Genomic DNA, 25610 nt, shown 5'->3' on the forward strand with positions numbered 1-25610 from the left:
CGCGCTGTGAAAAGTCGGGGAAAGGCCGAAGAAAATTCGACGAATTTTCTTCGGCGCCCCGTAATGTCAGCATGCTTACACGAACCGTGTCAGAGCACATCCGGTAGTAGAATTCCGCACGGATGTTGATTTTTCGGCAGAAAAATCGCAATCCCGTGTTATAAAACGTCCCAACATAAAACGAGGCGTGAATGAGCAGCAGCCCGAAACTGGACGAAACCCTGCGCGAAGCGATCATCGCCAAGCCGCAGGCGGTACTGGATGACAAGGACATCATGCATGCGCTTGTCGCCGCGAACGAGCGAGCGATGGGCGGCAATGTGGTCGATCTGCGCGGCATCGCGATGGAGCGGCTCGAGGCCCGGCTCGACCGGCTCGAGGACACGCATCGCTCGGTCATCGCGGCCGCTTACGAGAATCTTGCCGGCACCAATCAGGTGCAGCGCGCGGTCCTTAGGCTGCTCGACCCCGTGGATTTCGAAACCTTCCTGCGCGATCTCGGCACCGAAGTGGCCGAGGTTCTGCGCGTCGATGCGATCCGGCTGGTGCTGGAAAGCAACCAGGCCGAGCGCGGGGCCTCGCTGGAACGGCTCGACGATGTTCTGACCGTGGCACAGCCCGGATTTGTCGACAGTTACCTGACCGCCGGGCGCAACGCGGTGGCGCGTCAGGTCACGCTGCGCCAGCTGCAACAGGCCACGCCGCAGGTCTATGGCCGCCGCGCCGACTGGATCCGATCCGAGGCCTGCCTGAAACTCGACCTGGGGCCCGGACGCCTGCCCGGTATGCTCGCAATGGGAGCCGAGGATCCGCATCAGTTCACCCCGCAACTGGGTACCGACCTGCTTTCTTTCTTTGCCGGCGTGTTCGAACGCACGATGCGCCGCTGGCTGTCGTGAGCCTGATCTCACCCGCCTGCCGCGATGCGTTGCAGCTTTGGCTGGATACGCAACGGGCACTGGCGGGTCGGGCAGAGAATACCATCACCGCCTATCGCAGCGATGTGGTCGAGTTCATTTCCTTCATGACCTTGCATTTCGGCGCGACGCAGGGGCTGGCGCCGCTGGCCCGTATCGGGGTGCCCGATATGCGGGCCTGGATGGCGCAGATGCGCGCCGACGGGATCGGACCGCGCTCGCTGGCGCGCAAGCTTTCGGCGGTCAAGAGCTTCTATCGCTGGCTGGCCGAACGCGAGGGGTTCGAACCCACCGCCGTGCTGTCGACCCGGGCGCCAAAGTTCCAAAAGAAACTGCCCCGCCCACTGGCCGAGGATGCGGCGCGCGCGATGATCGACACGGTCGAGCTGCAATCGACCAAACCCTGGATCGCTGCCCGCGACATGGCGGTGGTGACCCTGCTCTATGGCTGCGGGCTGCGCATCTCAGAGGCGCTGTCGCTGACCGGGCACGCGGCACCACTGCCCGCCACGCTGCGCATTCGCGGCAAGGGCGGCAAGGAACGTCTGGTGCCGGTGATCCCGGCCGCTCGTGCAGCGGTCGACGCCTATCTGCGGCTCTGCCCCTGGCCGCTGGAACCCGAGGCACCGCTGTTTCGCGGTGCCCGGGGCGGCCCGCTGAACGCCCGCAGCATCCAGGCGGTGATGGCCAAGGCACGGATGCAGCTGGGCCTTCCCGCCACCGCCACCCCGCATGCGATGCGCCACAGCTTTGCCACCCACCTGCTCGAAGCCGGCGGCGACCTGCGCGCGATTCAAGAACTGCTGGGCCATGCCTCTCTGTCGACCACACAGGCCTATACCGCCGTCGACACCGCCCACTTGATGGAAGTCTACAACCGTAGCCACCCCAAGGCCTGACGCACACGCCCCGGAACCGATTGCTGCAGACGAATTGCAACCCGAACATTTTTCCGTCATGAGGGGCAGATGACACCTCAGTTCCGTGCCCTCTTCGTCCATCTCTTTACCGCCACCGGCGCTGTCTTTGCCATGCTGGCGATGCTGGCGGCGGTAGATGCCAAATGGGACCTGATGTTCCTGTGGCTGGTTGTGGCCTTCTTTGTCGACGGGCTCGACGGGCCTATGGCCCGCCGATATCACGTCAAGACCTATGCCCCCGAATTCGACGGTGTGTTGCTGGACCTGATCATCGACTATCTGACCTATGTGTTCATACCCGCCTTTGCCCTGTTCAAATCCGGGTTAATGGATGGTTGGACCGGCTGGTTCGCGATCATCATCATCACCTTTGCCAGCGCCATGTATTTCGCCGACACAAGGATGAAGACCAAGGACAACTCGTTCTCGGGCTTTCCGGGCTGCTGGAACATGGTTGTCCTGGTGATATTCGCGCTCGAGCCAAATTTCTGGGTCAGCCTTGTGCTGGTCACCGTGCTGGCGGTGTCGATGTTCCTGCCGCTGAAATTCGTTCATCCGGTCAGAACTCAGCGCTGGCGCGCGGTAACCCTGCCGATGGCGCTGGCCTGGACCTTTTTCGCGGGCTGGGCCGCCTGGGTCGGGTTTCACCCCGAAAGCTGGGCGCATTGGGGCCTGGTGGTGACCAGCCTCTACCTGATTTTTGCGGGGATTGCCCAGATGGTCATTCCCGAGAAAGACATAGCCAGTCCCTTCTGACCCCCGACGCCCGGTTGCCGGGCTGAATCGAGGGCACTCCCCGGATCAGGCGCCGGATCCGCATCCCCTGCGCCGTGGCACTCGCAACCAATGCGTCGGTATCGACCGGGTGGCCCGGCCTCGCTGCCGGGTTCGGCCCATGGCGCAATGACAGGATCATCCGGCCCCGCGGCGACAACTGTGCCAAAGCGGTGATCAATCCCTCTTGCTGCGCTTGCGGCGACAGGTGATGAAACACCCCGATCGTCAGGATCAGGTCAAAGCGCAGTCCCAACCCGCGAAGCCGGGTCAGGTTGGGCAATCTGTCATCGACCCAAATGATCGGGTGGCCGCGATGACGCTGCCGCCCCGCAATGCGAAAGGCAGCCACCGGTTCGACTGCCCAGACCCGATGTCCGCGCGCTGCCAGCCAGGCCGCATCCCGCCCACTGCCGGCCCCGAGATCCAGACAAAGACCGGGGGTTTCAGGCAGATCATCAATGACCGGAGCCAGCACGTCTGCACTGTCCAGCGCCTCGAAAGCGGTAATCAGCGCTTCGGCCTCGGCCGCATAGCCACACCGCACCGGCCGTCTACGCAAGCCGCTCACATGATATCTTCGATCTCGAAGTCCTGGCCGTTATGGGCAAAGCTCTCTCCCGCCCGCAGGTCCTTCATCGCCAGATAGATCGGACTCTGGGTCGAGATGCCCATATAGGTTTTGCCATCGACCTCAAACCGGGTGGTCGAGACACAGACGACGAAGTTGCGACCGCCAAACGAGACCACCGCGCCCGGCCCAACCGTGTCGGTCAACGCAAAATCGGTGTTTTCGATCACGTCGATCTTGGCGTGATGCGCCTGCACCGGCGCATCGAATGCAGCGGCCAGATCGCGGTTCTCGCGCGCGGCCACCAGATCGTCCTTGTCATGCACCTCCCGGTCGCCCAGTTGCGCCTCCTTCAGGAAGGCTTCGTAATGCGCCTTGGCCGCAGCCAGTTCGGCTGCCTCCAGCGACATCAGCTTGTCATGCACGGCCTGTTTCTGCGCGGCGCGGTCGGTCATCTTCGTCTCCTGTCCATGTTCCAGACGATATCTGAATGGGTTGACGCCCAGCTTGCCTTGATCTGGGTCAGATGAGCAAGCCCGCAGCCCCTTCCAGTCGCAAAAGAGCCACCTTGGTCTCCACGCCACCCTCTCCGGAAAACCCGGTCAGGCCTCGGGCGCCCATCACCCGGTGACAGGGGATGATTACCGGGATCGGATTGCCGCCACAGCACTGGCCCACTGCCTGGGCCGAGGAGCCGAGATCGCGCGCGATCTCGCCATAGGTGCGGGTATAGCCATAGGGGATCGCAGCAATCGCGTCGCAAACGGCGCGTTGCAAGGCCGAGCCGCGCACCTTCAAGGGCAGCTCGAACTGCTCCAACTCGCCCCTGAAATAGGCCCTGACCTGCGCCGCCGCCCGTTCCAGCAGAGGCGTGTGGTCCGATCCGCCAAGCCCCCAGGTGGCGCGGATGATCGCACCATCCTCCTCGGTCAGGACAAAGGTGCCGGTCGGCGTATCAACGGTCAGGCTCGGCATGCCCCGACCATGGCGCCGCAGCGGATCATGCACAAGATGTCGCGCCCTGTTCCAACTTCATTTCGCCACAAATACTCCGGGGAGCGCGAGGGGCAGCGCCCCTCGCCCCGGTCGCTGCCGCCCGGCAGCGATCCCCTCAGCCCAGCGCCGCGTCACAGCGGCCGCAGACCCCGGCATGCGTGTGACGCCCGACATCGGGCAGGATCTTCCAGCAGCGCTGGCATTTCTCACCCTCGGCGGTTTCGAACACCACGCCGACGCCTTCGACTTCGGGCAGGCGGAACGCCTCGGAAGGGGCCGGATCACCGGTCACCGTCAGGCCCGAGGTGATGCAGAGATCGTCCATGTCGAGCCCGGCGAGCAACTCGCGCAGGCCCGCATCCTCGACATGCACCACCGGGGCCGCCTCGAGGCTCGACCCGATCACCTTGTCACGGCGCTGGATTTCCAGCGCCGAGGTCACCACCCGGCGCACCCGGCGGATGCGGGCGACGCGCGTCTCCAGCTCGGCGTCGCGCCAGCTGGCGGGTGTGTCAGGGAAATCGACCAGGTGGACCGAGCTGTCCTCGCCCGGATAGCGCTCCAGCCAGACCTCTTCCATGGTGAACACCAGCACCGGCGCCAGCCAGGTGGTCAGCCGGTGGAACAGCAGATCGAGCACTGTGCGCGCCGCCCGGCGGCGGGTGGTGTCGCCGTCGCAATACAGCACGTCCTTGCGGATATCGAAGTAGAAGGCCGACAGGTCCACGGTGGCGAAGTTGAACACCGCGCTATAGACGCCCTGGAAGTCGAAGGCCGCATAGCCCTTGCGCACCTGCTCATCCAGTTCCGCCATGCGGCTCAGCACCCAGCGTTCCAGCGGCGGCATCTCGGCCGGATCCTCGATCCGGTCGGCCTCGGTGAAATCCGAGAGCGAGCCCAGCATGAAGCGCATGGTGTTGCGCAGCCGGCGATAGCTGTCGGCCACGCCTTTCAGGATCTCGGGCCCGATGCGCTGGTCGGCGGTATAGTCGGTCTGCGCCACCCAAAGCCGCAGGATATCGGCGCCGTATTGCTTGACCACTTCGTCGGGCACGATGGTGTTGCCCAGCGACTTGGACATTTTCATGCCCTTCTCGTCGAGGGTGAACCCGTGCGTGACCACGTTGCGATAGGGCGCGCGGCCCAGCGTTCCGCAGGCCTGCAACAGAGAGGAGTGGAACCAGCCGCGATGCTGGTCGGTGCCCTCCATATAGACATCGGCAATGCCGTCCGCGGTACCGTCTTCGCGGTCGCGCAGCACAAAGGCATGGGTCGAGCCGCTGTCGAACCAGACGTCGAGCACATCGAACACCTGATCCCATTCGTCACCCTTGTAATCGTTGCCGAGGAAGCGCTCCTTGGCGCCCTCGGCATACCAGCAATCGGCGCCCTCGGCCTCGAACGCGGCAAAGATGCGGGCGTTGACGGCCGGATCACGCAGCAGGAAGTCCGGGTCGGTCGGCAGCGCGCCCTTGCGGGTGAAACAGGTCAGCGGCACGCCCCAGGCGCGCTGGCGCGAGAGCACCCAGTCGGGCCGCGCCTCGATCATCGAATAGAGCCGGTTGCGCCCGGTTTGCGGGGTGAACTTCACCAGCTGGTCGATCGAGGTCAGCGCGCGTTCGCGGATGGTCTTGCCATAGGTATCCTGCCCGTCATTGACGGGACGGTCGACGCTGGCGAACCATTGCGGCGTGTTGCGATAGATGATCGGCGCCTTGGACCGCCAGCTATGGGGATAGCTGTGCTTGATCTTGCCGCGCGCCAGCAGCCCGCCGACCTCGACCAGCTTGTCGATCACCGTCTTGTTGGCATCGCCCTCGCCGCCCTTGCGGGACAGGATGTACTTGCCGCCGAAAAACGGCAGGTCGGCCCGGAACGAGCCATCGTCCATCACGTTATAGGTGATGACCTGCTCCAGCATGCCCAGATCGCGGTAAAGCTCGAATTCCTCCATCCCGTGGGATGGGGCACAATGCACGAAACCGGTGCCCTCGGTATCGGTCACGAACTCGGCGGCGCGGAAATCGCGGATGTCGTCCCATTCGCCATTACCACCTTCGGCGCCGTGCAGCGGGTGGGTCAGGAAAACCCCAGCAAGGTCACTTGCCGGAACATCTGCGGTACGTTTCCATTGACCTTCGTCAAGCCGTGCACGGCGGAACACATCCCCTGCGAGCTTGTCGGCTAGGATGTATTTGTCGCCCACAGACGCCCAACACTCGTCTGGAGCGCCGGTTACCTCGTAGAGACCGTAGGCAATATCCTTGCCATAGACCACCGCCTTGTTCGATGGGATGGTCCAGGGCGTGGTGGTCCAGATGACGACATAGGCTCCGCGCAGATAGTCTGTCTTCGAAAGGTCCGTGTCATCGTCTTGCGACACCGAATGGACCCGGAACTTCACCCAGATGGTGAAGCTTTCCTTGTCGTGATACTCGACCTCGGCCTCGGCCAGCGCCGTTTGTTCGATGGGCGACCACATCACGGGTTTGGAACCCTGATACAAAGTGCCGTTCATCAGGAACTTCATGAACTCGTCGGCGATCACCGCCTCGGCGTGATAGTCCATGGTGACATAAGGGTCGGCCCAGTTGCCGGTGATGCCCAGGCGCTTGAATTCCTCGCGCTGGATGTCGATCCAGCCCTCGGCAAAGCGGCGGCATTCCTGGCGGAACTCGACAACGTTGACGTCGTCCTTGTTCTTGCCCTTCTTGCGGTACTGTTCCTCGATCTTCCATTCGATCGGCAGGCCGTGACAGTCCCAGCCGGGCACGTAACGCGCGTCGAACCCCATCATCTGGTGGCTGCGCACGATCATGTCCTTGATCGTCTTGTTCAGCGCGTGGCCGATATGCAGGTGGCCGTTGGCGTAGGGAGGGCCGTCATGCAGGGTAAAGGGCGCGCGGCCCTGCTTTTCGCGCAGGCGGTCATAAACGCCGATGCGTTCCCAACGCTCCAGCCATTGCGGTTCGCGCGCGGGCAATCCGGCGCGCATCGGGAAATCGGTTTTCGGCAGGTTCAGCGTGTCTTTGTATTCGGGCGTTTCAGCGGTCGTGTCGGCGCACATCTCGGGCGTCCTCTGGCAATCATGTCGGTTGGGGGATATTCGGTTCGGTGCGATGGCTCAAGCACCTTTGCCCGGCGTCTCGATCTGGTCAGAGCGCCGGGGAGGTAATTCGAATAATGATGGCCGCACGGTGGGTCATGGGCGCCTTATAGGCAATTCCCGAACGGGGGGAAAGCGCCGTTATGACACAGCCGGGTTGCCTTACGCGCATTGGCGTCAAATGGGCTTGCAAACGAGTGCCTGGTTACGCATTCCAAGGGCGAACAGCAATCCACGACAAAGACCAAAATGAACAAACCCCTCCTGCCCTTTTTCGCCCTTGCGCTGACAAGCAATCTTGCAGGTTGTACCGAACCGGCCTCTCCCGGCGCGCAAGCCGCACTGACACTTTCCAACAGCGTGCAACTGAGCGCTGCCGGCAAGGCGACCGCCCCGGAAAAGATCACCCCGGTGCGGATCACCTTTCCCGACAGCCGGTCTTATTCTGCCGTTCCGCCAGCGTTTAAGCCCAAGACCTGCCAGCTTACCAGCAGCCATTTCACCGCCGAGGTGAAAATTCCGGGCGAGGTCAATCTGCCCTCTTATGGCACCAAGACACCGCCGATGCGGGTGCGCTGTACCTCGGAGCAGTTCGAATTCGACGAAACGATCAAGCCGGTGAATCTGACGCAACAGGCCTATTCGGCAGCCGCAGCGGCACATGTTTTGATAGGCTATGGTCTGGTTGGCGCCGCCGTCACCGCCAGCCAGGCAAGCCAGAGAGACAAGACACAGGATCTGTATGGCTATCCGCTGAAGATCGAACTGCAATAACGCGCCTTACCGGCGCTTCAGGCGTGAAACAGCGTTCCCACCCCATAGGCGATGGCCGCCGCGGCCCCGCCTATGGCCAGCGTCTCCAGCCCCGACCGCCACCACGGCGCCAGCGACCATCGGCTTTTCAACGCGCCGATGGCAAAGAACACCGCCGCAGTCATCCAGGCTGAAACGGTGAACGCGCCGTCCAAGTCGAACAGGAACGGCAACAGCGGGATCATGCCCGCCAGCAGAAAGGCCGCGAATGTCGCCAGCGCCGCGCGCATCGGATGCGGGTCGACACTGCCAAGGCCGTATTCACCGTCGATCATCAGCGCGACCCAGTTGCCACGATCGGCGGTGATTGCGTCGGTGGCCTGTTCCAGAACTTCGCCCGACAGCCCCTTCTGCGCCAGGATCTCGCGCACCTCCAGCCGTTCGCCCTCGGGGTAGTGGGCGATATGGCGCTCTTCGACCACGCGCAGGCGCCGGACGTTGTCGAGATCGGCCTTGGTTCCCGAGTAGTTGCCCGCCGCCATCGAAAACCCGTCGGCCAGAACATTGGCCAACCCCAGCGCCACGATGACAAAGGGCGGCAGGCCCGCCCCTGCCACGCCCGCCACGATGGCGAAGGTGGTCACCGACCCGTCGATGCCGCCATAAACAACGTCGCGCAACACGCCGCGCCCGGGCGGGGCGCCGATCCGCTGCGAGACCTCTTTCGGGCTATGTCCATGTTCTTTCATGGCGCTAGCCTTCCCGTTTGCCCGGTGGGCTGTCCTTGTCCCAGATCAAGCGCCCGCCTGTGACAGTATGGCGCTTGCGGATCGGAACCCTATATCCGACTTTAACAGTCAGAAAAGAGACGCCAATGCCCAGCCCCCTGCCCCTGTTCCAGATCACCGCCCCCCAGATCGACCGCGTCGTGAGGGTCTTCTATGCCCGCATCCGCGCCCATGGCGAACTGGGCCCGGTCTTTGCCGCCCATGTGCGCGACTGGCCAGCGCATGAGGCGCGGATCGCCGCCTTCTGGCGCAATTCCATCCTGAAAGAGCGCTGCTACGACGGCAACCCGATGCGGGTGCATGTCGCGCGCCCCGATATACGGCCCGATCATTTCCCGCTCTGGCTTGCCCTTTTTCACGAGGTCCTGGCCCAAGAGCTTGCCGCCGACACCGCCGCCCGCTGGGGGGCGCTGGCCGACCGGATCGGCCATGGGTTGCGGATGGGGCTCACCTCGATGCGACAGAACTCGGACGAGATTCCCTCGCTTCTCTGACCCTGTCTTCATTTCGCCTAAAATACTCCGGGGGAGCCGGTAAAATTCGACGAATTTGTCGGCGGGGGCAGCGCCCCCTTACCACCCGAAGTCAGCCATTGGCCTTGCTGACAATTCCCGTCAGGGCGCGGCGCACCACGCCCCGGACCGAAGGTCGGCGCCGTGCCGAAAACGGCAGGGGCCGGCAAACCTCCATCGCTGCGACACCTACCCGCGCGGTCAGCGCGCCGTTTACCAGCCCCTCGCCGAACCGGCGCGACAGCTTACTCAGGACAGAGCCGCCCAGCACCGGCTCCAGCAGGTCGTCACCCACTGCGACAGCGCCAGTGGCCACCAGATGCGCCATAACCGCGCGGGTCAGCCGCCAGCTGCCCAGCACGCCGGACCGACCTCCATAAATCTCGGCCACACGCCGGATCATTCTGAGCGAAGAGGCCAGCGCGGCGACCACATCGGCCAGCGCCAGCGGCACCAGTGCGGTGACGGTGGCCACCCGGCGCGCGGCCGCCTCGACCTCGCGCTGCGCCTCGGCATCCAGCGGGGCCAGCAGACTGTCCTCGGCCAGCGCCAGCAGGTCATGCGCCTCGAACTGCTCGCCTGCGCGTTCGGCCAACCGTTCGCGACCCCAGCGGGTTTCTTCGCGCCCACGATAGAAGGTATCGAGCTTTCGGCACACGGCGCGCGCCTGAGCCAGGTCATTCTCGGCCAGTGCCGCATCGGCGGCGCGGCGCAGCCCGTCGACCCGGCCCAGCCGCCCGATCGCCGCGAACTCCCGCAGCGCGATCAGCAAAGCCACCAGCACAAAACCCGCCAGCAGCGCGCTCATCGCCCAACCCAGCACCGGGACACGATCCATCAGCCCGGTAACGAAATCCCAGGCCGCGACCGAGATCACCGCCCCCAAAAGCGCAGCGGCCAGACCCCAGAACCAACGCGCCAGCCGCGAGGGGCGCCGCGCCGCCACGCGGGCGGCAGTTTGCATGGCCGCACCCTGCGGGCGATCCGCATCGGGCACCGGCGGCGCCTCGACCACCGCGGGTGGCGGCGTTTTCTCGTCCTTCAGATCGAACAGGATCGGGCCTTGGGTCATGACCGCCTCCATTCATAGCGGATATCGGGCAGGCGCTCTTCGTTGCCCGCGCCATCGGTGCGTGCGGCCTCGACAAAGCCGTGCCGCGCATAGAAACGCTGCGCTCCGGTATTGTGCTGAAAGGTCCAGAGTTCCAGCCGGTCGCTCTGGCCCATCGCATCAGCCAACAGGGCCGCGCCCAGCCCCTGTCCCTGCGCCGCTTTTGCAAGGTAGAGCGAACAGATCTCCTGCCCGTCGCGGGCGATGAATCCGACCACCTGCCCGCCGATAACAGCAACGCTTACCCAGCCACGCCCGATCATGATACCGCAGAAACCCACCGTCTCGGCCCGTTCATAGAGCTTGGGCATCCAGGGCGTGTCCTGTGCAAACCTATAGAGGATGTCTCCGGTCGCCTCGGCATCACCGGGCCGGGCCAGGCGCAGCACCGCGTTCATAGCCGGTCCCCGAACAGGAACTGCGCCGCCCGGTCAAGCCGGATATGCGGCGGCCCGTCGCCCGGCTTCAGCTGCAGCGGCGCGGGCGAAAAACTCATCGCCTGGAACCCCGCCCCCAACCAGGCCTCGGCCCCGGCGCGGGCCGGGCTCAGCAGCTGGCCCGGGTCCTCGGGCAGGGCACCGGGATAGAAGGCCGCCTGCCGTCCACCCTCCAGCAGGGTGCCACGCACGCAAGGCAGATCGCGCCCGTCATGGGCGCGCATCTCCTCGGTAGTGACGCGCAGCGAAGCAAGCGCCAGTGCGGCGGTCTCGGCTCCGGCGAACTGCGCCCGGTCGCGCGCTTCACGGGTCAGCGCCTCGATGATCGCGGTCAACTGCGGGTGCTGTTTATGATGCAGGTGATCGGCTTTGGTGGCGGCAAACAGGATTCGGTCGACCCGGCGGCCCAGCAGCAACCGGTTCAGCCAGGCATTGCGGCCGGGCCGGAAGGCGTTCAGGATATCCGCCATCGCAAGGCGCATGTCCTCAACCGCCTGTGGACCCTTGTGAATGGCGCCCAGCGCATCGACCAACACGACCTGCCGGTCGATACGAGCGAAATGATCGCGAAAGAACGGGCGCACCACCTGCGCCTTGTAGGCCTCGAACCGGCGCGCCATTTCCCGGTGCAGCGAACGGCGCGGCGCGGCGCCCGTCACCGGCAACGGCGCAAAGGTCAGCACCGGCGAACCGGCCAGATCGCCGGGCAGCAGGAAACGCCCCGGCGTGCAGTCGGAAAACCCCGCCCCGCGTGCCGCCTCCAGATAGGCAGTAAAGCTCCGTGCGAGCTCCTGCGCCAAGGGCTCGTCATGGCGCGCGGTCGGGTCCACGGAACCCAGCGCCGCCAGATAAGCCTTCGCCTGGGACCGGCTCCCGATCCGCGCCAGCACGTCGGCAGACCAGTCTTCATAGCTCTTGTCCATCAGACCCAGGTCGAGCAGCCATTCACCGGGATAATCCACGATATCCAGATGCACCGTGCGCGGACCCTGCAATCCGCCTAGCAGACCACCGGGCCGTACCCTGAGCGACAGGCGCAGCTCGCTCACGGCGCGGGTGCTGTCGGGCCAGTGCGGCGCGGGGCCGGTCAGTGCCGCCAGATGCGCCTCGTAGTCAAAGCGCGGCACGGTGTCGTCAGGCTGGGGTTGCAGGAACGCCGCCTCGATCCGTCCCTCCTGTGCCGCGACAAGGCCGGGCATACGGCCCCGGTCGAGCAGGTTGGCGACCAGCGAGGTGATGAACACGGTCTTGCCCGATCGCGCCAGTCCGGTCACGCCCAGCCGGATCACCGGCTCGAAAAGCGCCTCGCTCAGCGTATCCGCAACGGTCTCGACGCCGCGCACCACGCGGTCTGCGATGGAGGTTATGACCAAGTTCTGCCCCTGCCTGTTTCCCCGCCAAGATAAAGAGCGCGCCGCCCGGTTGCTAGGGTTGCAATGTTTTTTGCGAGGCTCCGCCTCGAACTCCGAAGTATTTCCCACCAGAAAGAAGCCCATCCGCCCCGACTTCATTCCGCCGGAAATACTCCGGGGGACTCGCCGCTTGCGGCGGCGGGGGCAGCGCCCCCACTGGACAGGGCGACGGGCGCACGGTACCAGCGCGGCCATGCCACGCTATGCACTGAAAGTCGAATATCTGGGCGCCCCGTTTGCCGGTTGGCAGCGGCAGAAGGACCTGCCCTCGGTGCAGGGCGCCATCGAGGCGGCGCTGGCGCGGCTGGAACCGGGGCCCCATACCATCGCTGCGGCCGGGCGCACCGATGCAGGCGTACACGGCTTGGGTCAGGTGGCCCATTGCGACATGACCCGCGACTGGGACCCGTTCCGCCTGTCGGAGGCGATGAACTATCACCTGAAACCGCAACCGGTGGCGATCACCGCCGCCGCGCGAGTCGCCGAAGACTGGCACGCCCGTTTCTCGGCCACCGAAAGGCAATACCTGTTCCGCCTGCTGATGCGGCGGGCTCCGGCGACCCATGATGCCGGGCTGGTCTGGCAGGTCGGGCACCGGCTGGACGCGCGCGCCATGCAGGCCGCCGCCGACCTGTTGCTGGGGCGGCACGATTTCACCACCTTCCGCTCGTCGATCTGCCAGGCCGCCAGCCCGGTCAAGACGCTGGACGAGCTTCGCGTCGAAGAGGTCCAGAGCTTCGCCGGCCCAGAGATCCGGTTCCACGTCCGAGCGCGCTCGTTCCTGCACAACCAGGTGCGCAGTTTCGTGGGCACGCTGGAGCGCGTGGGTGCCGGTGCCTGGGCGCCCGAGGACGTGCGCCGCGCACTGGAGGCGCGCGACCGTGCCGCCTGTGGGCCGGTCTGCCCGCCGCAGGGCCTCTACCTGGCACGGGTGGGCTATCCGGAACCGGTCTTTGCCTCAGATATGCCCGCCGCCTCCTCGTGATCCCAGCTATAGGCCCAGTGAACCAGCCCGGCGCGGCCTTCGTCGGTCAGGGCATAGACCCCCTTTTCGACCCGTTCGAACCAGCCATAGTGATTATCGCGCATCAGCCGGGTCGCGGCGACAACACCCGTTACGCGTGCTACGTCAGCGCCGCGTGACGCCCCCCTGTCGGCCAGATGAGCCGCGCAGCGCAGCGCATCCTGACGATAGGCGGTGACGATGCCGTGGCGGGTGGCGCCGCCCGCGTTGGGGTCTCCCTGAAGCCTGTCGAACTCGCGCAGCAACCGTCCCTCGCGCGCCTTCGACTTGCGCGGGCGGTAGGGACCGGGATCGCATTGGACCTCGACCCGGCCATCGGCGCGGAGGGTGATCAGGCCCAACCCCAGCCGCCGGCACAGCGCCAGATTGTCACGCAATGCCCGCCGCGCCGTGCGCCCGATCGGGCGCGGCACTGCGACATAGACACTGTCGCTGAGCGCGAGCCGTGCCACCGCCTGATGAAACAGCGACAGCGAGAACCGCAGCTTCATCTCGACGATCACCGGCGGCTCGTCACCCCGGCGCGCGACCAGGTCGGCCGCGCCGACCTCGCCCTTGACGACATAACCCTGCCGCTCGAACATCGCCTTGAGCGGAGGGTAGAGATCCTGTTCGCGTAGCATGGTTGCACGCTAGGCACATCGCCGCGGCAATACAATCGTGCCCCTGCCCCGGGGTTGTCCCCCCGACCCGGGCGGCCTAGCTGTGGGGAAAGCCGGAAATTGCAGGAGCCTTGTCATGTTTCGCGTGTTTTTGATCTGCCTCTGCCTGTTGGTGGCAGGCGGAGCAGCGGCCCGCTGCACCGGAACCGACATGCGCGACCGGCTGACTCCCGAGGCCGAGGCGCGCCTTGCACGCGACATCAAGCAGGTTCCCTTTGCCTATGGTAATCATTGGGTCGCAACCAAGGGCAACCGTCGCATCCATGTCATCGGCACACAGCATACCGGTGACAGTCGGATGCGGGCGGCGATGCGCAACCTGACGCCGGTGATCCGGTCGGCCGATGCGGTGCTGCTCGAGGTGACACAGCAGAAGCTGGCCACGCTCGACACCGTGTTGCGCAACACACCCGGCCTGCTGACCATCCCCAAGGGGCCCGGACTGAACGAGATGATGCGGGCCGAGGACTGGCGCCTGCTCAGCGTCAAGATGGCCATGCTTGGGGTCGACGAGCGGGTGCTGGCCCGGATGCAGCCCTGGTTCATCTCGATGAGCCTGTCTACCTCGGGCTGCGGCGGGCGCGGGTTGTTTGCCTATCAGGGCCTGGATGACCGCATCGAAAAGACCGCGATCCGGGCCAAGGTGCCGATCGGCTCGCTCGAGAATGTCGGCGACGGGATGCGGGCGCTGTCAGCAATCCCGATCCGCGACCAGATCCAGTTGTTGCTGCTCGATCTGAAGAGCGAGATGAACTACGATGATCAGGTCGTTACCATGGCCAATGCATATTTCGAACAGCGCCTGGCCGAGGCAATGCTGATCGAAAGTTGGACACTCTATCGCGACCTCAAGGTGTCGCGCAGCGAAGTCGCGCGTCTGCTGCGCCAGTTCGACGCTCATATCCTGGACCGGCGCAACCGGGCCTGGTTGCCGGTGATCCTGCGTGCAGACGTTCCGGTTCTGGTCGTCGCGGTGGGGGCTGCCCATCTACCGGGCAAGACCGGCATCCTGAACCTGCTGAAACGGCAGGGCTACAGCCTTAGCCGGGCCGAATTCTGATCTTTGCGGGGGCTTGGGATGCGTTTTCTCTCTGTCCTGCTGTTTCTCCTGATGCCGCTGGCAGCGCAGGCCGCCTGCGAGGGGCACGATCTGCGTGACGATCTGCTGGACAAGCACCGCGCCGAGCTGGAGCAGGCCGCAGCAGCCACCCCTTTTCCCGAAGGCAATCATTGGGTCGCGACCCGGGGCGATACCACGCTGCACCTGATCGGCACCCTGCATGTGAACGATGCCCGCATGAGCGTCGCGGCCCAGCGGCTGGCACCGGTGATCGAAAGTGCCGATGCGGTCTGGTTCGAGATGAACACCCCCGATCTGGCGGAATTCGAGCGTGAGGTGATGAGCAACCCCGAAGTGGCGCTGATCACCGAAGGCCCGACCCTGATAGAGTTGATGAGCGAAGAGGGATGGAACCGCATTGCCACAGCCTTGGCAGAACGCAATATCCCGGCCTGGATGGGGGCCAAGATGCAGCCTTGGGTTCTGGGCTCGGTCCTGTCACTGCCGCCCTGCCTGCTGCGCGATCCCAAGGCGAAACTGGGCATGGACCGGCGGCTTGCTGTTCTGGCAGATCACCATGGCCTGCCGCAGCACTCGCTGGAGACCAGCGCCGAACTGCTGGCCTTGTTCACCGCCACCCCGATCGAAGAACAGGCGCGCGACATGGAACTGTTCTCGAACATGCTGGGCGCCAATGCCGACCAGCTGGTAACGCTAAGCGCGATGTATTTCGAAGAGCGCCACGCTGAATTCTTGGAATTCTCGCGACGCGACGCGATGGCGCGCAGCGGTTTGACGCGCGAAGAGTTCGCCCCGCTCTGGGACAGTTTCATGCTGGAGCTGGTCGAGGGGCGCAATCACAACTGGATGCGCCATATCCTTGAGATTCGCGACCAGACCGCCGTGGTCGCCGTGGGCGCCGCGCATCTGCATGGGCGACAGGGTCTGCTGAACCTGTTGGCCGAGGCGGGTTACAGCCTGAAACGGGCCGAATTCTGACGCCGGGACAGACCAAGGGTCGCAGCCCGCACAGCGCCCCGTGACAAGCCCAGTCCACGCCCCTATAAGGCGCGCAAATTCGACCATCCGCAGGATAGAGACATGACCATTCAGGTATTCGGCCACAAATCCCCCGACACCGATTCCACCGGCTCGCCCATCGTCTGGGCCTGGTATCTGACCGAGGTGAAGGGCCAGGCCGCCAAACCGGTGCTGCTGGGCGAACCCAACACCGAAGCCGCCTTTATGCTGAACCGCTGGGGTCTCGACAAGCCCGAGATCATCTCAGACCTGGCAGCAGACGCCCCGGTCGTGATCGTTGACACCAACAACCCCGCCGAACTGCCCGCCAGCGTCAATGACGCCGATATCCGCCAGATCATCGACCATCACGCGCTGATCGGCGGGCTGAAGACCAAGGGCCCGATCGACATCACCCTGCGCCCGCTGGCCTGTACCGCCACCATCATGGTTGACCTTATGGGCGACGATGCCGCCCGCATGCCCGAAGCGATCAAGGGTGCGGCGCTGACCTGCATCCTCAGCGACACGCTGGAATTCCGCTCGCCCACCACCACCGATCACGACCGCGCCGTGGCCGAGAAACTGGCCGCCGATCTGGGCATCGACATTCCGTCCTATGCCGCCGAAATGTTCGCGGCCAAGTCGGACGTGTCGTCCTTCTCGGATGCCGAACTGCTGCGGATGGACTCGAAAGAGTACAATGTCGACGGCAAGGAATTCCGGGTCTCGGTTCTGGAAACCACCGCGCCGCAGGTGCTGCTGGACCGCAAGGACAGCCTGATGGCCTCGATGATCGACGTGGCCAAGGAAGACGGCGCCGATCAGGTGCTGCTGTTCGTGATCGACATCCTGAACGAGGAAGCCACCCTGCTGGTACCCAACGATCTGGTCAAGACGGTGGCCGAAAAGAGCTTTGGCGCCTCGGTTTCGGGCGACACGGTTGTCCTGCCCGGCATCATGAGCCGCAAGAAACAGATCATCCCGAACCTCAAGGTCTGACAGCCACTTCTGTCGAACCGGTTCAAACCGGAGAAAGGGCGCGGATACGCGCCCTTTTTTTGTGGCCGCGATAGTGAGACACTTTGTTCAGCAACCTCGGGAATCGGGCTGTCCGATCTCTGCGTGCTGGCGGGGTTCAGTGCTCCGACCTTTAGAATTGATAACTCATTTTCAATAACCGGAGGTACTAAAATGCCGCTTCTACTGGACCGCCGTTCCTTTATCGGCGCAACCGCCGGCTTTATCGCGCTGCATCCGTTCTCGGCAAGGGCATCCGGGATGCAGGCCCATTTGCGGATCATGGAGACGACGGATCTCCACGTACATGTCTACCCCTATGACTATTACGCCGACAAACCGATCGACACCGTCGGCCTGTCACGCACAGCGGCGCTAATCCAGTCGATCCGGGACGAAAGCACCAACTCGTTGCTGATCGATAACGGCGATTTCCTGCAAGGCAACCCGATGGGCGATTACATCGCCTATGAACGTGGCATGGCCGAGGGCGACAGCCATCCGATCATTACCGCGATGAACACGCTGGGATTTGACGGATCGACCTTGGGCAATCACGAGTTCAACTATGGGCTCGATTTCCTGACAAAGTCGCTGGCTGGCGCGAATTTCCCGGTTGTCTGCGCCAATATCGCCCGCGAGGCGGGCAGTTCCCCGCGCGAGGACAAGACGCTGTTGCCGCCCTATGTCATCTTGGATCGTGAGGTCATCGACGGCGACGGGACACCCCATCCGATCCGGATCGGTCTGATCGGTTTTGTCCCGCCACAGGTGATGAACTGGGACCGGCGGCATCTGGAAAACAACGTGGTCGCGCGCGACATAGTCGATACCGCCCGGGCCTATGTGCCGCAGATGAAGGAACAGGGCGCGGATATCATCATCGCGCTGTGCCATTCGGGCATCGGCGAGGCCAATCATGTGGACGGGCAGGAAAACGCCGCTATTCCGCTGGCCGCCGTCGACGGGATCGACGCGATCCTGACCGGCCATCATCACCGCGTCTTCCCCGGCCCGCAATACGAGGGGACCGCGGGCGTCGACTCGACTGCCGGAACCATCATGGGCAAACCTGCGACCATGGGCGGCTTCTGGGGCTCTCACATGGGGCTGATCGATCTGATGCTGGAACGTGACGGCGGGGCATGGCGCATCGTGGCCCATACCGCCGAGGCGCGCCCGATCTCGAAGCGCAACGAGGATCGCTCGATCACGCCGTTGGTCGAAAGTGTTGCCAAGGTCGAAGAGGCCGCGCGCGCCGAGCATGAGGCGACACTCGCCTATGTCCGCCGCCCGGTGGGCAAGACCGACGCAGCGCTGCACAGCTATTTCGCTTTGGTGGCAGATGACCCCTCGGTGCAGATCGTGTCGATTGCCCAGACCTGGTACATCGCCGAAATGATGAAGGGCACCGAACACGAGGGCCTGCCCATTCTGTCGGCCGCAGCGCCGTTCAAGGCGGGCGGACGTGGCGGGCCGCAGTACTACACCGATGTCCCGGTGGGCGACGTGGCGATCCGCAATGTTGCGGACCTTTACCTTTACCCCAACACGGTGCGCGCCGCGCGGGTGAACGGGGCGCAGCTGCGGGGCTGGCTGGAACGGTCTGCCGGGATCTTCAACCAGATCACGCCGGGCGAGGCCGACCAGGTTCTGCTGAACCCCGATTTCCCGTCCTACAATTTCGACGTGATCGACGGGGTGACCTATCAGATCGACCTCAGCCAGCCGTCACGCTTTACCGCCAAGGGCGACATGGCCAATCCCGAGGCCCAGCGCATCGTCAACCTGTCCTTCAATGGCAAGCCGGTGACGGATGACATGGAATTCGTGGTCGCAACAAACAACTACCGTGCCAGCGGCGGCGGAAGCTTCCCGGGCGCCTCGCCGGATACGATAATTTTCGAGGGACCCGACACCAACCGGGACGTGATCGTGCGCTACATTGTCGAACAAGGCACGATCAATCCCAGCGCCGATGCAAACTGGTCGTTTGCGCCCCTGCCCGGCACCTCGGTCCTGTTCGACACCGGGCCGGCCGCCGCGCAATATGCCGACGGGATAAAAGGTGTGAAGATCGAGGCCGCGGGCGATGGGCCGGACGGGTTCGCCCGGTTCCGCATCGCGCTGTGATCTGACCCGGCGGGATAGCTCCCTGCTAAGCGGGGGGCAGCCCGTCAAAGGCGTGTACGCCCTCGGGAATGATGTGAAACGCCTGTTTCTCGGCGGCGAATACCGCTGCCCTGGGCCCCTTGAACAGGGCCGGATCGTCCAGCGTGCCGATCTTGAGGATCACCGCTGGCAGGCCGGGCCGGTGCGAGGCGACCCCGGTGCCGCAGGTGGCGCAGAAATCGCGGGTCACGCGGTCGGGCCGGTCCTCCAGCCGAAAACTCTTGGGCGTGCCTTTGACATAACGAAAGCCAGCGGCGGGCATCACCATGAACAGGTTGGGCGCGCCGCCCGAATAGGTCTGGCAGGCGCGGCAATGGCATTGTGCCTTGAGCATTGGCGCGCCCTCGGCCTCGTAGCGCAGCGCGCCGCAATAACATCCGCCTGTAAGTGTCATTCTGGTCTCCTTGTGTCGGTGTCACGGCACAGGATGGACGCGGGTCTCACAGGTCGCTAGTGTCACAAATGACATTAATCAAGCCAAAATGGACAACTCGCCATGGACGTCCTTCTGCTGCATCCAACCCCCTGCCAGCGGTCGAGCCTAGCTATCGCCGAGGACATGCTGGACAGCGCCAACCGCGTGGCCGCGTTGCGCGGCGAGCCGGCGCCATTTCGCTGGCGCACCCTGCGACCCGAGGCGGTCAGCCCTGAAACACCCAGGCCCGAGTTGGTGCTGCTGCCGGGCATGGGGCTTGCCTCGGCGCAAGAGTTGCGCACCGCGATGAACGGGTCGGGCTTTGCCATACTGACGGATGCGTTGCACCACCTTGCCCGGCCCGGCACCCGCATCGCCAGCGCCTGTTCCGGCGTTTTTGCACTGGCGGCGGCGGGACTTCTGGATGGGCGACGTGTCACCACCACCTGGTGGCTGGCGCCACTTTTGCGCTCATGGTTCCCCAAGGTCCGGGTCGAGATGGGCGAGGTGCTGTGCAGCGATGGGGCGCTGGTGACGGCAGGGGCCTCCTTTGCCCAGATCGACCTGATGCTGCACCTGATCGAAACCCAGGCCGGTTATGCCCTGGCCGAGGATTGTCGCCGCTTTCTGCTGGCTGACAGCCGACCCAGCCAACTGCCCTATCTGTCGGTGGCGACGCTGGTGGCGGGGGATCCGGCGCTGCAACGGGCCGAGCTGTACCTTCGCCGCCATATCACCCGGCAGGTGCCGCTGGCCGAACTGGCCGATGCCGCCGGGCTGGGCGCGCGCACCTTTGCCCGTCGTCTGTCGCGGGTCGCGGGCATGACCCCGGGCGAGTTCGCCCAGACCCTGCGGGTGACCGAGGCGATCCGCCTTTACCGCACGGGCGGGCTGAGTCTGGAACAGATCGCGCATCGGGTCGGATATGGTGATGCCACCGCGCTCCGCCGCGTGATGACGCGCCGCACCGGGCGGCGGCTGGAAAGCTTTCGCACTTGATGGTCAGCGCTTGCCCATGGTCATCGTCCGGCGCATGCGGCATACACGGCCTGCGACAGTTACAAAGCCGGACCTCGAAATGACCCAGATCATCAACACCCTCTCCGACATCTCCGACCGTTATCGCGCGCTGTTCGTCGATCTGTGGGGCTGTGTCCATAACGGGGTGACGGCCTACCCCGAGGCGGTCGCCGCGTTGCAGGCCTATCGCGCGGCGGGCGGCATCGTGGTGCTGGTCACCAACTCGCCCAAGCCGCGCGCGGGTGTGGCGACGCAGCTGACCCAGTTTGGCGTGCCGCAGGACGCCTATGACACCATCGCCACCAGTGGCGACAGTGCCCGGTCCGCCATGTTCCGGGGCGCGGTTGGGCAAAAGGTCTATTTCATGGGCGAATGGGACCGCGACGCGGGCTTTTTCGAGCCGCTCAAACTGCTGGACAACCCGGTCGAGATCACCCGTGTTCCGTTGCAAGAGGCCGAGGGCATCGTCTGTTGCGGTCCCTTCGATCCCATGGCCGACCCGGCGGTGAACCGGCCCGATTTCCTCTATGCCAAGACCAAGGGGATGAAGCTGCTATGTGCCAATCCCGATATCGTGGTCGACCGCGGCGAAATCCGCGAATGGTGCGCCGGGGCGCTGGCGCGGCTTTACACCGAGATGGGGGGTGAGAGCCTCTATTTCGGCAAACCGCACCCGCCGATCTATGATCTGGCCCGCCGTCGGCTGACCGCGCTGGGCCAGGATGTGGGCGATGGCGAGATCCTGGCCATCGGCGATGGCATCCAGACAGACATCGCCGGGGCGATGGGCGAAGGAATTGATTCCCTCTTCATCTCGGGCGGTCTGGCCGCATCGGAAACCAAAACTGGCCACAGCCCCGACCCCGCGGCGCTAACGGCCTATCTGGACAGGGAAAACCGGACCCCGACCTATACTATTGGACAACTGCGCTGAGCAGAAAGGACTTGATTTTCTGCACCTGCAAAGTAATAAAGTTGCCAAACTCAGGTGGAGACTTGTTCAAAGTTGCTCCGCCACCAGGATAGAGAGGGTGACATGTTGGACAACCTGCCGCGCGGAACGATCTGTATCGAAGATATCGAGATGGGCATGACCCGGTACCTGCGCAAGCAGGTCACCGACGAGGATATCGAGATGTTCGCCCAGGTCTCGACCGACCGCAATCCAGTGCATCTGGACGACGAATACGCCCGCGACACCATCTTTGAGGGACGCATCGCCCATGGCATGCTGACCGCCGGGCTGATCTCGGCGGTGATCGGCGAGCAGTTGCCGGGACATGGCACGGTCTACATGGGCCAGTCGCTGAAATTCCTGGCGCCGGTGCGCCCCGGCGACACGGTCTATGCCGAGGTCAAGGTGATCGACATCGACTTTGCCAAGCGCCGGGTCAAGCTGGACTGCCATTGCGCCGTCGATGGCAAAAAGGTGCTGGTGGGCGAAGCGATGGTGCTGGCCCCCTCACGCAAGTTCGACTGAACCCGACTGCTGTCGAATGCAACCGCAGCACCTCTGGTGCTGCGGTGTTCCCTTGTTCGTCTCGGCCACGTCATCGGCCAAGCTCGGCCAGCTCTCCCATGAACAGATTTTCAAACCCCGTCGGCATCACCATGCCCGGCGCGTGATAGGGATTGGCAAAGGCGACCACAAAGAACACGATCAAGCCGGTATAGGCCGCGAAGATCGACAACAGAAAGATGTTGTTTGTGTTTGGCGCATGGGTGAACAGGCCCGCAGATGTCAGGACCAGCCCGGCGACCGCGGCCATCATGAACAGGTCCTGCACATTGGCGATCGCCGCATTCTCGCGCAATCGCCGCAAACCGGACACCTCGCGCAGGTGGTCGATGACAACTCCCTTCAGCACGTTCTGCCGATCCGTCGCGGGTTCCAGTTCCAGGGCCCCAACATAAGCCGTTTCCCAGGCCGCCCAGGCCTCGGGAGAGAGGATATCCGCCTCTGCAAGGCTATCCCATTCCTGCTCAAGGACAAGACGCACATAAACCGCCAGGTCCTTGCGGATAGGCAGCGTTTCCTCCGGATCATAGCGCTTGAGATCATAGAACGCGTCCCCCACCAGAACCGCCTCGCGCGCGCTGGCGGTGCTGATGTCGCGCACATTGATCAGTTCCTGTGCGAAAACCAGCGCCAGGATCAGTGCATGCAACGCCCCGACACGGGTAAAGATCGGGCCGGCCAGGTCGGACTTTGCCTCACCCGAGCGGCACAGTATCGCCCGGGTCAGCCCATAGGCCGACAATGCCAGCACCAGCGTTGCTGCAACGAACACGAACGCCGCAACCGGAACCGGCAGTTGGAACAGAGTTTGCATCCGATTGTAACTCCTGTCGGGAGGGTCGAAAACACCCCCGCCGATCCCGGAGTATGCGTTGCCGAACCGGTTCCGGCAAGCAGCGCTTGATCCCGCCGTCGCGGGACGCTAGGCCTGCTGCCATGCGGATCATTCGGGATTACAAATTCGTCGAACCTGCCGACCGGGGCGCCAGTGTCGCCATCGGCAATTTCGATGGTGTGCATATCGGGCATCGCTCGGTGATCGAGCTGGCGCGGCAGGCCGCGCCCGACGTACCGCTTGGCGTGATGACCTTCGAGCCACATCCGCGCGAGTATTTCGCCCCCGACAGTCCGCCCTTTCGCCTGATGCGTGGCCCGGCACGCGCGCATCGGCTGCAAAAACTGGGTGTAGAACGGTTGTATGAGTTGCCTTTCAACGCCGCGCTGGCCGGGCTGACACCCGAAGAATTCGCGCGCAGCGTCATCTGCGACGGGCTGGGCCTGGCTCATGTCGTGATCGGTGCCGATTTCTGTTTCGGCAAGGGCCGCAGCGGCAATGCCGCCGACATGGTCCGGTTTGGTCAGGAAATGGGGTTCGGCGTCACCGTTGCGCCGCTTCTGGAACAGACCGAGCGCGTGATCTCGTCGACCGCGATCCGCACCGCGCTGAGCGACGGCCGCCCGCGCGACGCCGCCGCGATGCTGGGCCATTGGCACCGGATCGAGGGCGAAGTGATCGGTGGCGAGCAGCGCGGGCGCGAATTGGGCTTTCCCACCGCCAACATGTCCATCGACGGGCTGCACCCGCCCCGGTTTGGCGTCTATGCGGTGCTAGTCGATGTGCTGGACGGACCGCACAAGGGCAGCTATCGCGGTGCTGCTTCGGTCGGGGTACGGCCGATGTTCAACGGCGAGCAACCCAATATCGAAACCTTTCTGTTCGACTTCTCCGGCGATCTCTATGGCGCAACGCTGAGCGTCGGGCTGGTCGAGTATCTGCGCCCCGAAATGACCTTTGACGGGCTGGACGCCCTTATCGCGCAGATGGACGCCGATTGCGCCCGCGCCCGCGACATCCTGGCGGCGCCATGAAGGATCCGATCGAGCGCTACGGGCTGCGCCCGCGGTTCTGGGAGCGCAAGCCGTTGGCGCGGCTGAGCAAGACCGAGTGGGAGGCGCTATGTGATGGCTGCGGCAAATGCTGCCTGAACAAGCTCGAGGACGAGGATACCGGCGAGGTCGAGCTGACCCGGGTCGCTTGCCGACTGCTGGATGACGAGAGCTGTCATTGCACGCAATACCCGATCCGGCACCAGTTCGTGCCCGATTGCATCGTGCTGACCCCCGACAACCTGGACAGCCACGCCTATTGGATGCCCCGCACCTGCGCCTATCGATTGCTGTGGGAGGGCAAGCCGCTTTACGACTGGCACCCGCTGATCTCGGGCGACCCCGAAAGCGTGCATCGCGCGGGCGTATCGGTGCGCGGCATCACCGTATCCGAGTTTGAAACCCCCGAAGAAGACTGGGAAGACCATATCATCGAGGAGCCGATCTGATGTTCTTTGCCTCTGACAATTCCGGTCCCGTCCATCCCGAGATCCTTGCGGCCCTGACCGAGGCCAACCAGGGCTATGCCATGGCCTATGGGGCAGACCCGCAGATGCAGGCGGTGCAGGAGAAAATTCGTCGAATTTTCGAGGCGCCTGACGCGGCGGTTTATCTGGTGGCAACCGGAACGGCGGCCAACTCTCTGGCACTCGCAACCCTGTCTCAACCGTGGCAGACGATCTTCTGCTCGCCCGTCGCCCATATCCACGAGGACGAGTGCAACGCGCCCGAGTTCTATTCGGGCGGCGCCAAACTGACGCTTGTGTCCGGCGGCGACCGGATGACACCCGAGGCGCTGCGCGCCTCTATTACCGGCGAGGAGACCCGTGGCGTGCACGGGCCGCAGCGCGGCCCGGTCTCGATCACCCAGGTGACCGAACGCGGTGGCGTCTATTCCATTGCCGAATTGCAGGCGCTTTGCGCTGTGGCCAAGGAGTACGGCCTGCCGGTGCACCTGGATGGCGCACGCTTTGCCAATGCGCTGGTCGCCCTCAACGCCTCACCCGCCGAGATGACCTGGAAGGCCGGCGTTGACGCGGTCAGCTTTGGCGGCACCAAGAACGGCTGCATGGGGGTGGAGGCGGTGATCTTCTTCGACCCGAAACATGCCTGGGAATTCGAGCTGCGCCGCAAGCGCGGCGCGCATCTCTTTTCCAAACACCGCTATCTGTCGGCACAGATGGGTGCCTATCTGACCGACGATCTCTGGCTGCGCTCGGCGCGGCGGGCCAATGACAATTGCGCCCGCCTGGTCGAGGGACTGCGGGCGGCGGGCGCCAGCTTCCTGCACGAGCCGCAGGCCAACATCGTCTTTGCCAGCTTTCCCCGCGCGACCCACCGACGACTGATGGGTGCGGGCGCGTCCTATCACCTGTGGGGCGCGGAGCTGGAGGGCGCGGACGAGAACGAGATGCTGGCCTGTCGCATGGTTTGCGACTGGTCTATCGGTACGGATCAGATAGACCAGTTCCTTTCCTTGCTCTGAAGGGGTGCAGGGGGCGCTGCCCCCGGTG

27 protein-coding genes are annotated in these 25610 nt (G+C 64.3%); 16 read left to right on the forward strand and 11 right to left on the reverse strand.

The annotated features are described in order from the left end of the window. The first annotated feature begins 191 nt into the window (after positions 1-191). The 3 genes from AC2FNA_RS08490 (at position 192) to AC2FNA_RS08500 (ending at position 2593) form a co-directional block, all read left to right on the forward strand. A complete protein-coding gene (locus AC2FNA_RS08490; RefSeq protein WP_496825609.1) occupies positions 192-899 on the forward strand; it encodes a DUF484 family protein in 708 nt (235 codons plus the stop codon). Next, positions 896-1816 carry a tyrosine recombinase XerC gene (locus AC2FNA_RS08495; protein ID WP_496825611.1) on the forward strand — a complete coding sequence of 307 codons (921 nt, stop codon included), beginning with the start codon at positions 896-898 and terminating at the stop codon, positions 1814-1816. The genes AC2FNA_RS08490 and AC2FNA_RS08495 overlap by 4 nt, the downstream gene beginning before the upstream one ends. A 69-nt stretch (positions 1817-1885) precedes the next feature. After that, positions 1886-2593 carry a CDP-alcohol phosphatidyltransferase family protein gene (locus AC2FNA_RS08500; RefSeq protein ID WP_234139774.1) on the forward strand — a complete coding sequence of 236 codons (708 nt, stop codon included), beginning with the start codon at positions 1886-1888 and terminating at the stop codon, positions 2591-2593. Here AC2FNA_RS08500 and AC2FNA_RS08505 read toward each other — a convergent pair. The 4 genes from AC2FNA_RS08505 to ileS form a co-directional block, all read right to left on the reverse strand. Further along, a complete protein-coding gene (locus AC2FNA_RS08505; protein WP_496825613.1) occupies positions 2559-3173 on the reverse strand; it encodes a class I SAM-dependent methyltransferase in 615 nt (204 codons plus the stop codon). The genes AC2FNA_RS08500 and AC2FNA_RS08505 overlap by 35 nt on opposite strands. 5 nt (positions 3174-3178) lie before the next feature. Then, positions 3179-3637 carry a hypothetical protein gene (locus tag AC2FNA_RS08510; RefSeq protein ID WP_496825615.1) on the reverse strand — a complete coding sequence of 153 codons (459 nt, stop codon included), beginning with the start codon at positions 3635-3637 and terminating at the stop codon, positions 3179-3181. A 67-nt stretch (positions 3638-3704) separates the two neighbouring features. Further along, on the reverse strand, positions 3705-4157 hold the full coding sequence (locus AC2FNA_RS08515) for a methylated-DNA--[protein]-cysteine S-methyltransferase (protein WP_234142988.1): 453 nt from the start codon (positions 4155-4157) through the stop codon (positions 3705-3707). 136 nt (positions 4158-4293) lie between these two features. Beyond that, on the reverse strand, positions 4294-7245 hold the full coding sequence (gene ileS / locus AC2FNA_RS08520) for an isoleucine--tRNA ligase (RefSeq protein ID WP_496825617.1): 2952 nt from the start codon (positions 7243-7245) through the stop codon (positions 4294-4296). Positions 7246-7533: 288 nt separating this feature from the next. On the opposite strand from ileS, the gene AC2FNA_RS08525 reads away from it, so the two are divergent. Continuing rightward, on the forward strand, positions 7534-8058 hold the full coding sequence (locus tag AC2FNA_RS08525; protein ID WP_496825619.1) for a hypothetical protein: 525 nt from the start codon (positions 7534-7536) through the stop codon (positions 8056-8058). 17 nt (positions 8059-8075) lie between these two features. On the opposite strand, the gene AC2FNA_RS08530 is transcribed toward AC2FNA_RS08525, so the two are convergent. Continuing rightward, a complete protein-coding gene (locus AC2FNA_RS08530) occupies positions 8076-8786 on the reverse strand; it encodes a VIT1/CCC1 transporter family protein (RefSeq protein ID WP_496825621.1) in 711 nt (236 codons plus the stop codon). Between the two features lie 125 nt (positions 8787-8911). On the opposite strand from AC2FNA_RS08530, the gene AC2FNA_RS08535 reads away from it, so the two are divergent. Continuing rightward, a complete protein-coding gene (locus AC2FNA_RS08535) occupies positions 8912-9319 on the forward strand; it encodes a group III truncated hemoglobin (RefSeq protein ID WP_496825623.1) in 408 nt (135 codons plus the stop codon). 91 nt (positions 9320-9410) lie between these two features. On the opposite strand, the gene AC2FNA_RS08540 is transcribed toward AC2FNA_RS08535, so the two are convergent. From AC2FNA_RS08540 to AC2FNA_RS08550, 3 genes are read right to left on the reverse strand one after another with little or no spacing between them, the layout of a single operon-like run. Continuing rightward, positions 9411-10409, reverse strand: a complete 999-nt coding sequence (locus AC2FNA_RS08540) for a YcjF family protein (protein WP_496825625.1) — start codon at positions 10407-10409, stop codon at positions 9411-9413. Further along, positions 10406-10846 (reverse strand): GNAT family N-acetyltransferase, encoded by a 441-nt coding sequence (locus tag AC2FNA_RS08545; protein ID WP_496825627.1) that lies wholly within the window; start codon positions 10844-10846, stop codon positions 10406-10408. Before AC2FNA_RS08545 ends, AC2FNA_RS08540 begins: the two co-directional genes overlap by 4 nt. Then, on the reverse strand, positions 10843-12258 hold the full coding sequence (locus tag AC2FNA_RS08550) for a YcjX family GTP-binding protein (protein ID WP_496825629.1): 1416 nt from the start codon (positions 12256-12258) through the stop codon (positions 10843-10845). The genes AC2FNA_RS08545 and AC2FNA_RS08550 overlap by 4 nt, the downstream gene beginning before the upstream one ends. Before the next feature lie 232 nt (positions 12259-12490). Between AC2FNA_RS08550 and truA the strand changes: the two genes are divergently transcribed. Further along, on the forward strand, positions 12491-13282 hold the full coding sequence (gene truA, locus AC2FNA_RS08555) for a tRNA pseudouridine(38-40) synthase TruA (protein ID WP_496825631.1): 792 nt from the start codon (positions 12491-12493) through the stop codon (positions 13280-13282). Here the strand turns inward: truA and AC2FNA_RS08560 are convergent. Further along, complete coding sequence (locus AC2FNA_RS08560) at positions 13234-13944, reverse strand: DUF2161 domain-containing phosphodiesterase (protein WP_496825633.1); 711 nt, start codon at positions 13942-13944, stop codon at positions 13234-13236. The two genes, truA and AC2FNA_RS08560, sit on opposite strands and share 49 nt — an antisense overlap. A gap of 115 nt (positions 13945-14059) precedes the next feature. On the opposite strand from AC2FNA_RS08560, the gene AC2FNA_RS08565 reads away from it, so the two are divergent. From AC2FNA_RS08565 to AC2FNA_RS08580, 4 genes are all read left to right on the forward strand, one after another. After that, on the forward strand, positions 14060-15043 hold the full coding sequence (locus AC2FNA_RS08565) for a TraB/GumN family protein (RefSeq protein WP_496825635.1): 984 nt from the start codon (positions 14060-14062) through the stop codon (positions 15041-15043). 18 nt (positions 15044-15061) lie between these two features. Then, positions 15062-16042 (forward strand): TraB/GumN family protein, encoded by a 981-nt coding sequence (locus AC2FNA_RS08570; protein WP_496825637.1) that lies wholly within the window; start codon positions 15062-15064, stop codon positions 16040-16042. A 102-nt stretch (positions 16043-16144) separates the two neighbouring features. Next, positions 16145-17065 (forward strand): manganese-dependent inorganic pyrophosphatase, encoded by a 921-nt coding sequence (locus AC2FNA_RS08575; protein WP_496825639.1) that lies wholly within the window; start codon positions 16145-16147, stop codon positions 17063-17065. Positions 17066-17257: 192 nt separating this feature from the next. Further along, positions 17258-19216, forward strand: coding sequence for a bifunctional 2',3'-cyclic-nucleotide 2'-phosphodiesterase/3'-nucleotidase (locus AC2FNA_RS08580; RefSeq protein ID WP_496825641.1), 1959 nt, complete (start codon positions 17258-17260; stop codon positions 19214-19216). 25 nt (positions 19217-19241) lie between these two features. On the opposite strand, the gene AC2FNA_RS08585 is transcribed toward AC2FNA_RS08580, so the two are convergent. Continuing rightward, positions 19242-19649, reverse strand: a complete 408-nt coding sequence (locus AC2FNA_RS08585) for a GFA family protein (RefSeq protein WP_234139791.1) — start codon at positions 19647-19649, stop codon at positions 19242-19244. A 102-nt stretch (positions 19650-19751) separates the two neighbouring features. On the opposite strand from AC2FNA_RS08585, the gene AC2FNA_RS08590 reads away from it, so the two are divergent. The 3 genes from AC2FNA_RS08590 (at position 19752) to AC2FNA_RS08600 (ending at position 22170) form a co-directional block, all read left to right on the forward strand. After that, complete coding sequence (locus AC2FNA_RS08590; RefSeq protein WP_496825643.1) at positions 19752-20669, forward strand: GlxA family transcriptional regulator; 918 nt, start codon at positions 19752-19754, stop codon at positions 20667-20669. A 79-nt stretch (positions 20670-20748) separates the two neighbouring features. Further along, the gene (locus tag AC2FNA_RS08595) at positions 20749-21624 is read left to right on the forward strand and encodes an HAD family hydrolase (protein ID WP_496825645.1); all 876 of its coding nucleotides are present in this window, start codon (positions 20749-20751) and stop codon (positions 21622-21624) included. Positions 21625-21726: 102 nt separating this feature from the next. Then, the gene (locus AC2FNA_RS08600) at positions 21727-22170 is read left to right on the forward strand and encodes a MaoC family dehydratase (RefSeq protein ID WP_044028673.1); all 444 of its coding nucleotides are present in this window, start codon (positions 21727-21729) and stop codon (positions 22168-22170) included. A 70-nt stretch (positions 22171-22240) separates the two neighbouring features. Here the strand turns inward: AC2FNA_RS08600 and AC2FNA_RS08605 are convergent, their stop codons facing one another. Further along, positions 22241-23023, reverse strand: a complete 783-nt coding sequence (locus AC2FNA_RS08605; RefSeq protein WP_496825648.1) for a bestrophin-like domain — start codon at positions 23021-23023, stop codon at positions 22241-22243. Positions 23024-23145: 122 nt separating this feature from the next. Between AC2FNA_RS08605 and AC2FNA_RS08610 the strand changes: the two genes are divergently transcribed. Genes AC2FNA_RS08610 through AC2FNA_RS08620 form a run of 3 tightly spaced genes read left to right on the forward strand, consistent with a single transcriptional unit; the run spans position 23146 to position 25582 of the window. Continuing rightward, complete coding sequence (locus tag AC2FNA_RS08610) at positions 23146-24078, forward strand: bifunctional riboflavin kinase/FAD synthetase (protein WP_496825650.1); 933 nt, start codon at positions 23146-23148, stop codon at positions 24076-24078. Further along, entirely contained in the window at positions 24075-24545 is a 471-nt protein-coding gene (locus AC2FNA_RS08615) for a YcgN family cysteine cluster protein (RefSeq protein WP_496825652.1), read from the forward strand. The genes AC2FNA_RS08610 and AC2FNA_RS08615 overlap by 4 nt, the downstream gene beginning before the upstream one ends. Continuing rightward, entirely contained in the window at positions 24545-25582 is a 1038-nt protein-coding gene (locus AC2FNA_RS08620) for a threonine aldolase family protein (RefSeq protein WP_496825654.1), read from the forward strand. The genes AC2FNA_RS08615 and AC2FNA_RS08620 overlap by 1 nt, the downstream gene beginning before the upstream one ends. Positions 25583-25610 lie beyond the last annotated feature (28 nt).

The organism is Ruegeria sp. YKSD163, assembly GCF_059612905.1.

What these genes read in the sequence shown, in the direction of transcription:
- AC2FNA_RS08490 (WP_496825609.1), top strand. Translation starts at nt 192, where the DNA reads ATGAGCAGCAGCCCGAAACTGGACGAAACCCTGCGCGAAGCGATCATC.
- AC2FNA_RS08500 (WP_234139774.1), top strand. Translation starts at nt 1,886, where the DNA reads ATGACACCTCAGTTCCGTGCCCTCTTCGTCCATCTCTTTACCGCCACC.
- AC2FNA_RS08510 (WP_496825615.1), bottom strand. Translation starts at nt 3,637, where the DNA reads ATGACCGACCGCGCCGCGCAGAAACAGGCCGTGCATGACAAGCTGATG.
- AC2FNA_RS08515 (WP_234142988.1), bottom strand. Translation starts at nt 4,157, where the DNA reads ATGCCGAGCCTGACCGTTGATACGCCGACCGGCACCTTTGTCCTGACC.
- ileS (WP_496825617.1), bottom strand. Translation starts at nt 7,245, where the DNA reads ATGTGCGCCGACACGACCGCTGAAACGCCCGAATACAAAGACACGCTG.
- AC2FNA_RS08525 (WP_496825619.1), top strand. Translation starts at nt 7,534, where the DNA reads ATGAACAAACCCCTCCTGCCCTTTTTCGCCCTTGCGCTGACAAGCAAT.
- AC2FNA_RS08530 (WP_496825621.1), bottom strand. Translation starts at nt 8,786, where the DNA reads ATGAAAGAACATGGACATAGCCCGAAAGAGGTCTCGCAGCGGATCGGC.
- AC2FNA_RS08535 (WP_496825623.1), top strand. Translation starts at nt 8,912, where the DNA reads ATGCCCAGCCCCCTGCCCCTGTTCCAGATCACCGCCCCCCAGATCGAC.
- AC2FNA_RS08540 (WP_496825625.1), bottom strand. Translation starts at nt 10,409, where the DNA reads ATGACCCAAGGCCCGATCCTGTTCGATCTGAAGGACGAGAAAACGCCG.
- AC2FNA_RS08545 (WP_496825627.1), bottom strand. Translation starts at nt 10,846, where the DNA reads ATGAACGCGGTGCTGCGCCTGGCCCGGCCCGGTGATGCCGAGGCGACC.
- truA (WP_496825631.1), top strand. Translation starts at nt 12,491, where the DNA reads ATGCCACGCTATGCACTGAAAGTCGAATATCTGGGCGCCCCGTTTGCC.
- AC2FNA_RS08560 (WP_496825633.1), bottom strand. Translation starts at nt 13,944, where the DNA reads ATGCTACGCGAACAGGATCTCTACCCTCCGCTCAAGGCGATGTTCGAG.
- AC2FNA_RS08565 (WP_496825635.1), top strand. Translation starts at nt 14,060, where the DNA reads ATGTTTCGCGTGTTTTTGATCTGCCTCTGCCTGTTGGTGGCAGGCGGA.
- AC2FNA_RS08570 (WP_496825637.1), top strand. Translation starts at nt 15,062, where the DNA reads ATGCGTTTTCTCTCTGTCCTGCTGTTTCTCCTGATGCCGCTGGCAGCG.
- AC2FNA_RS08575 (WP_496825639.1), top strand. Translation starts at nt 16,145, where the DNA reads ATGACCATTCAGGTATTCGGCCACAAATCCCCCGACACCGATTCCACC.
- AC2FNA_RS08580 (WP_496825641.1), top strand. Translation starts at nt 17,258, where the DNA reads ATGCCGCTTCTACTGGACCGCCGTTCCTTTATCGGCGCAACCGCCGGC.
- AC2FNA_RS08585 (WP_234139791.1), bottom strand. Translation starts at nt 19,649, where the DNA reads ATGACACTTACAGGCGGATGTTATTGCGGCGCGCTGCGCTACGAGGCC.
- AC2FNA_RS08590 (WP_496825643.1), top strand. Translation starts at nt 19,752, where the DNA reads ATGGACGTCCTTCTGCTGCATCCAACCCCCTGCCAGCGGTCGAGCCTA.
- AC2FNA_RS08595 (WP_496825645.1), top strand. Translation starts at nt 20,749, where the DNA reads ATGACCCAGATCATCAACACCCTCTCCGACATCTCCGACCGTTATCGC.
- AC2FNA_RS08600 (WP_044028673.1), top strand. Translation starts at nt 21,727, where the DNA reads ATGTTGGACAACCTGCCGCGCGGAACGATCTGTATCGAAGATATCGAG.
- AC2FNA_RS08605 (WP_496825648.1), bottom strand. Translation starts at nt 23,023, where the DNA reads ATGCAAACTCTGTTCCAACTGCCGGTTCCGGTTGCGGCGTTCGTGTTC.
- AC2FNA_RS08610 (WP_496825650.1), top strand. Translation starts at nt 23,146, where the DNA reads ATGCGGATCATTCGGGATTACAAATTCGTCGAACCTGCCGACCGGGGC.
- AC2FNA_RS08615 (WP_496825652.1), top strand. Translation starts at nt 24,075, where the DNA reads ATGAAGGATCCGATCGAGCGCTACGGGCTGCGCCCGCGGTTCTGGGAG.
- AC2FNA_RS08620 (WP_496825654.1), top strand. Translation starts at nt 24,545, where the DNA reads ATGTTCTTTGCCTCTGACAATTCCGGTCCCGTCCATCCCGAGATCCTT.